We start from the raw sequence: 5,407 nt of genomic DNA, 5'->3' as shown, positions 1-5,407 counted from the left end.
TGGTGCCGCTTGTCGGATTCGAACTGACGACCTACCGCTTACAAGGCGGTTGCTCTACCAACTGAGCTAAAGCGGCGACGGGCGACATTATAACGACGTCGCGCGATGGATAATCCGATTACTTGACGACTTTGAGCGCGGGTTTGCCCTTGGGCGGCGCCGGCGCATCGCCTGGTAAGGGCGATGGCGCCTGCCCGGGCGGCGGCGCGGATGCGTCGACCGGTTCGAAATGCAGGCCCTGGCCGTTCTCCCGCGCGAAGATGGCGGCCACCCGATCCACCGGAATGGAAATCTCGTGCGAAACGCCGCCGAAGCGCGCGGAAAACTGGATCCAGTCGTTGTCCAGGGTGAGATTGCGGGTGGAGGCCGCGCTGATGTTCAGCACGATCTGGCCGTCCTTGACGAAACCGGGCGGCACACGGGTACGGCCGTCCACCGCAACCAGCAGCTGCGGGGTGAAACCCGAATCCGTGCACCATTCATATAGGGCACGAATCAGATAAGGCTTGGTTGAAATCTCGGCCACCCGTCCTCGCCCCTTACTTGCGCAGCGCCTTTTCGGTGGGCGTCAGCGCGTTGATGAAGGCCGGGCGGCTGAACAGGCGCTCGCGGTACTTGAGCACCGGCGCCGCCATTTTCGGCAGCTCGATGCCGTAATGCTCGAGACGCCACAGCAGGGGAGCGATCGCCACATCCAGCATGGAGAACTCGTCGTTCATCAGATATTTCTGCTTGGTGAGGATGGGCGTGAGCTGCGACAGGCTGTCGCGGATTTCCTGGCGCGCCTTGTCTGACGACTTGCCGAGGGCGTGCTCCAGCGTATCGACGTGGGTAAACAGGTCGTGCTCGAAATTGAACAGCACCAGTCGCGCACGCGCACGCATGACGGGATCCGGCGGCATCAGCTGCGGATGCGGAAAACGCTCGTCGATGTATTCGTTGATGATGTTGGATTCGGTCAGAATCAGGTCGCGCTCGACCAGCACCGGCATCTTGCCGCTGGGGCTGATGCTGGCGATTTCTTCCGGCTTGTTGTGCATGTCCACATCGATGACTTCAAAGTCCATGTCCTTCTCAAACAGGACGATGCGACAGCGATGGCTGTACGGATCGGTGCTACCGGAATACAAGGTCATCATGGCAGGGGCTCCCTATCGTGTTGCGTATGTTGATGCTTTTTGACTTGAAATCCGGCTGCCTGAGTTTCCAGCCGGTAACAAGCGGGCTCGAATATTGGTTGTTTCGGCATGCTGCACGGCTGGCGAACAGTGCGTCAGCACCGGTCATTCAAGCGGGTTGGGCCGGATCGATAAATGCCAACAGCCGGACACAGTCCGGCTGTTGGCAAATGGTGTGGCCCGACTCAGTGGATATCTTTCCAGAACTCTTTCTTCAGGTAATAGGCCACTACGAAGAAGACCGCCAGAAAAATCAGTACGATGACGCCAAGCTGCTTGCGCTGGACCTGCGCGGGCTCGCCCATCCACACCAGGTAGTTGACCAGGTCGCCTACCTTGGCGTCGTACTCGGCCAGGGTGATGCTGCCGGGCTTGGACAGTTCGAGGCGATCGATCACTTCATGCTCGCCCTCCTTCTTGTAGTGCGGCACCATTTCGCCCTGCAGATCCCACATTACGTGCGGCATGCCGACCTTGTCGAACACGATGTTGTTCCAGCCGGTGGCGCGGGTGTCGTCACGGTAGAAGCTGCGCAGGTAGGTGTAGAGCCAGTCGGCCCCGCGCGAACGGGCGATCACGCTGAGGTCGGGCGGGGTGGCGCCGAACCAGGCCTTGCCGTCGGCCTTGGTCATACCGACCGTCATGGTCTCGCCCGGCTTTTCGCCGGCAAACAGCAGGTTCTCCTTGATCTGGTCTTCGGTCAGGCCCAGATCCTGCAGACGCGAGTAACGCATGGAACCGGCGCTGTGGCAGTTGAGGCAGTAGTTCACGAACATGCGGGCGCCGCGCTGCAGTGAGTCCTGATCGGACAGATTGACCGGCGCCTTGTCCAGATGAACGCTGGGGCCCGACGCAAAGGCCACCACGGGGGCTGCCGCCAGCAGGAAAAGAAAGTTCTTCAAGCGTTTCATTTAGCCAGTCACCCTTTCCGGTTCCGGTTTGGTTTTGTCAATCGAGGTATACCAGGGCATCAGCAGGAAAAACAGGAAGTAGATCACTGAGAAGACCTGGGCAAATATCGTCGCCACCGGGGTGGACGGCAACAGGCCAAGATAGCCCAGTCCGATGAAGGACACGAGGAACAGAGCAAGCATGATCTTGTAGATCGGGCCGCGATAGCGGATCGACTTGACCTTGCCGCGGTCGAGCCAGGGCAGGAAGAACAGCACGACGATCGACAGGCCCATCGCCACCACGCCCGGGAACTGCGAGCCGAACATCGGCGGCACCGCACGCAGAATCGCGTAGAACGGGGTGAAATACCACAGCGGCGCGATGTGCTGCGGCGTCTTCAGCGAGTCGGCCGGGACGAAGTTGTTGGCTTCGAGGAAGTAGCCGCCCATTTCCGGCGCGAAGAACACGATCGCCGAGAACACCATCAGGAAGACGATGACGCCGACGATGTCCTTCACCGTGTAGTACGGATGGAAGGGAATGCCGTCGAGCGGAATATGTGTCACCGGATCCTTCTTCTTCTTGATCTCGATGCCGTCGGGGTTGTTGGAACCGACTTCGTGCAGCGCCACCAGGTGCACCACCACCAGCGCCAGCAGCACCAGCGGCAAAGCGATGACGTGGAAGGCGAAGAAGCGGTTCAGGGTGGCGTCCGAAATCACGTAGTCACCGCGAATCCAGATCGACAGGTCTTCACCGATGAAGGGCACGGCGGCGAACAGGTTAACGATCACCTGCGCACCCCAGTACGACATCTGGCCCCACGGCAGCAGATAGCCGAGGAAGGCTTCGGCCATCAGCGCCAGGTAGATCAGCACGCCAAAGATCCAGATCAGTTCGCGCGGCTTGCGGTAGGAACCATACATCAGGCCGCGGAACATATGCAGATAGACGACGACGAAGAACATCGAGGCGCCGGTCGAGTGCATGTAGCGGATCAGCCAGCCCCAGTCGACGTCGCGCATGATGTACTCGACGGATGCGAAGGCGAGCTCGGCATCCGGCTTGTAGCTCATGGTGAGGAAGATGCCGGTGACGATCTGCAGCACCAGCACCAGCAGCGCCAGCGAACCGAAGAAATACCAGAAGTTGAAGTTCTTGGGCGCGTAGTACTCGGACAGATGCGCCTTGTAGGTGGCGGTGAGCGGGAATCGATCGTCGATCCAACCCATCATTTTTTGCAGGGCAGACATTTATTTACGCTCCTTTTGCGTCTACACCGATCAGCAACCTGGCATCGCTGAGGTATTGATGAGGCGGAATCACCAGATTGGTCGGAGCCGGCACGCCCTTGTACACGCGTGCGGCAAGGTCGAACGTCGAACCGTGGCAGGGGCAGAAGAAGCCGCCCGGCCAGTCGCCGCCCATGCCACTGTCGCCACCCAGTTTGAGCTTTTCGCTGGGCGAGCAGCCAAGGTGGGTGCAGATGCCGACCGCCACCAGATATTCCGGTTTGATCGAGCGGGTCGCGTTCTTGCAATAGTCGGGCTGCTGCGGCTGCTCGCTCATGGCGTCAGCCAGCTTGTCGTCATGCTTGCCCAATTGATCGAGCATTTCCTTGGTGCGGTTGACGACCCACACCGGCTTGCCGCGCCACTCGACCGTCAGCAGCATGCCCGGCTCGATCTTGCTGATGTCCACTTCCACCGGCGCGCCCGCTGCTTTGGCGCGCGCGCTTGGCAGCATGCTCATGACCAGCGGCACCGCCACCCCCACAGCTGCGACCCCCCCAACCGCGCTGGTCGCAGCGATCAGGAATTTTCGTTTACTTGTGTCCACTTTTTGCCCTTCGGCTTCCTGGCTCATGTTTACCTAACCTGAACGTGTTGCGATAAAACCGGCATTCTAACCAAATTGCCCCCTCTACCGGAAGTCCAATGTAGCGCCGGCGCAGTAAGTTCCCGCCCTAGGCTATAATTATCGCGCGGCGGCATCACGCTTTCCTTGACCTACATCAACATGCGCAAACTCTGGTTGCTTTTCGCCCAATCCGCCACAGTGGCCCTGGGCGTGTTGTTCATCATCGTGCTGTTCAAGCCCGACCTCCTGCACTGGCAAACCCGGCAGCCAGGCCTCACCATTCAGCAGGCGCAGCATCCGGCGGCCAGCGTTCCCGCCGCAAGCGCTTCCTTCGCCCCCGCCGCAACAAAGGTCATCCCGACGGTGGTCAACGTTTTTACCCAGCAAAAGGTGCGTAGCCCAGCCCATCCCGCGCTGCAGGATCCGATCTTCCGCTATTTCTTCGGCGACCGGCTGGATTCACGGCCGCGCGAGGTGTCCAATCTCGGTTCGGGCGTGATTGTCAGCCCGAACGGCTATATCCTGACCAACCACCATGTGGTCGAAGCCGCCGATCAAATCCGCGTTGCGCTGGCCGACGGCCGGACACTGCCGGCGCGGGTGGTAGGGGCCGACCCCGAAACCGATCTGGCGGTATTGAAGATCGATACCGACAACCTGCCCGCCATCACCTTCGCCGGGGCCGACAGCCTGCAGGTCGGCGACTGGGTGCTGGCGGTGGGCAATCCGTTCGGCGTCGGCCAGACCGTCACCGCGGGGATCGTCAGCGCGCTTGGCCGCACCCATCTCGGCATCAACACCTTCGAGAATTTCATTCAGACCGATGCCGCCATCAATCCAGGCAACTCGGGCGGCGCGCTGGTCGACGCAGCAGGCAATCTGGTGGGGGTCAACAGCGCCATCTATTCGCGCACCGGCGGCTCGCAAGGCATCGGCTTTGCCATTCCGGTCAGCATCGCGCGCCAGGTGATGGAACAGATCGTCAAGACCGGCAGCGTGACGCGCGGCTGGATCGGCATCGAAGTGCAGGACCTGACGCCCGAACTGGCGGAATCCTTCAGCCTGAAAAATGCCGAGGGCGCATTGATCGCGGGCGTGCTGAAAGGCGGCCCGGCCGACGCCGGCGGCATCCGCCCGGGCGACATCCTGCTGGCGGTCAACGGCAATGCCGTGACCGACTCGGCCTCGCTGCTGAACCTGATTGCCGCCCTGCAACCCGGCATCGACACCCAACTCACGGTGGCACGCAAGCAGCAATCGCTGAGCCTGAAAATCCGGGTCGGGCGGCGCCCCATGCAACGCACGCTGGAACAGGCGCAGGAACCCTAATTCAACTAGTGTCGTGACTCAGAAATATCGCAACATGAAACGGCGTCTTTTTCCGCATGGCGGCGTTGCTCGTCGTTGCCATAGAGTCGACTATGTCGCCCACCCGCAAGGGGTAGGCCGTGGTTGTAAAGCCGATAAATCGGCAA

6 protein-coding genes and 1 tRNA gene are annotated in these 5,407 nt (G+C 60.8%); 1 reads left to right on the top strand and 6 read right to left on the bottom strand.

Annotated features, from left to right (window positions below):
• The 6 genes from Q0L94_RS14830 to petA all read right to left on the bottom strand — a co-directional run bounded on the left by Q0L94_RS14830 (window position 1) and on the right by petA (window position 3,938).
• Window positions 1–76 (bottom strand) — tRNA-Thr (locus Q0L94_RS14830).
• 42 nt (window positions 77–118) lie between these two features.
• Entirely contained in the window at window positions 119–526 is a 408-nt protein-coding gene (locus Q0L94_RS14825) for a ClpXP protease specificity-enhancing factor (protein ID WP_296754674.1), read from the bottom strand.
• A 13-nt stretch (window positions 527–539) separates the two neighbouring features.
• On the bottom strand, window positions 540–1,139 hold the full coding sequence (locus Q0L94_RS14820) for a glutathione S-transferase N-terminal domain-containing protein (protein ID WP_296754672.1): 600 nt from the start codon (window positions 1,137–1,139) through the stop codon (window positions 540–542).
• Between the two features lie 224 nt (window positions 1,140–1,363).
• Window positions 1,364–2,089 carry a cytochrome c1 gene (locus Q0L94_RS14815; RefSeq protein WP_296754669.1) on the bottom strand — a complete coding sequence of 242 codons (726 nt, stop codon included), beginning with the start codon at window positions 2,087–2,089 and terminating at the stop codon, window positions 1,364–1,366.
• Window positions 2,090–3,325, bottom strand: a complete 1,236-nt coding sequence (locus Q0L94_RS14810; protein ID WP_296754667.1) for a cytochrome bc complex cytochrome b subunit — start codon at window positions 3,323–3,325, stop codon at window positions 2,090–2,092.
• A 4-nt stretch (window positions 3,326–3,329) separates the two neighbouring features.
• On the bottom strand, window positions 3,330–3,938 hold the full coding sequence (gene petA, locus Q0L94_RS14805; protein ID WP_296754664.1) for a ubiquinol-cytochrome c reductase iron-sulfur subunit: 609 nt from the start codon (window positions 3,936–3,938) through the stop codon (window positions 3,330–3,332).
• A gap of 153 nt (window positions 3,939–4,091) precedes the next feature.
• Between petA and Q0L94_RS14800 the strand changes: the two genes are divergently transcribed.
• Window positions 4,092–5,261 (top strand): Do family serine endopeptidase, encoded by a 1,170-nt coding sequence (locus tag Q0L94_RS14800; RefSeq protein WP_296754662.1) that lies wholly within the window; start codon window positions 4,092–4,094, stop codon window positions 5,259–5,261.
• The last annotated feature ends 146 nt before the right edge of the window (window positions 5,262–5,407 follow it).

The organism is Thiobacillus sp. (genome assembly GCF_024708915.1).
The sequence above is the reverse complement of the archived record's forward strand: the minus strand, read 5'-3'. Positions and strand labels throughout refer to the sequence as shown.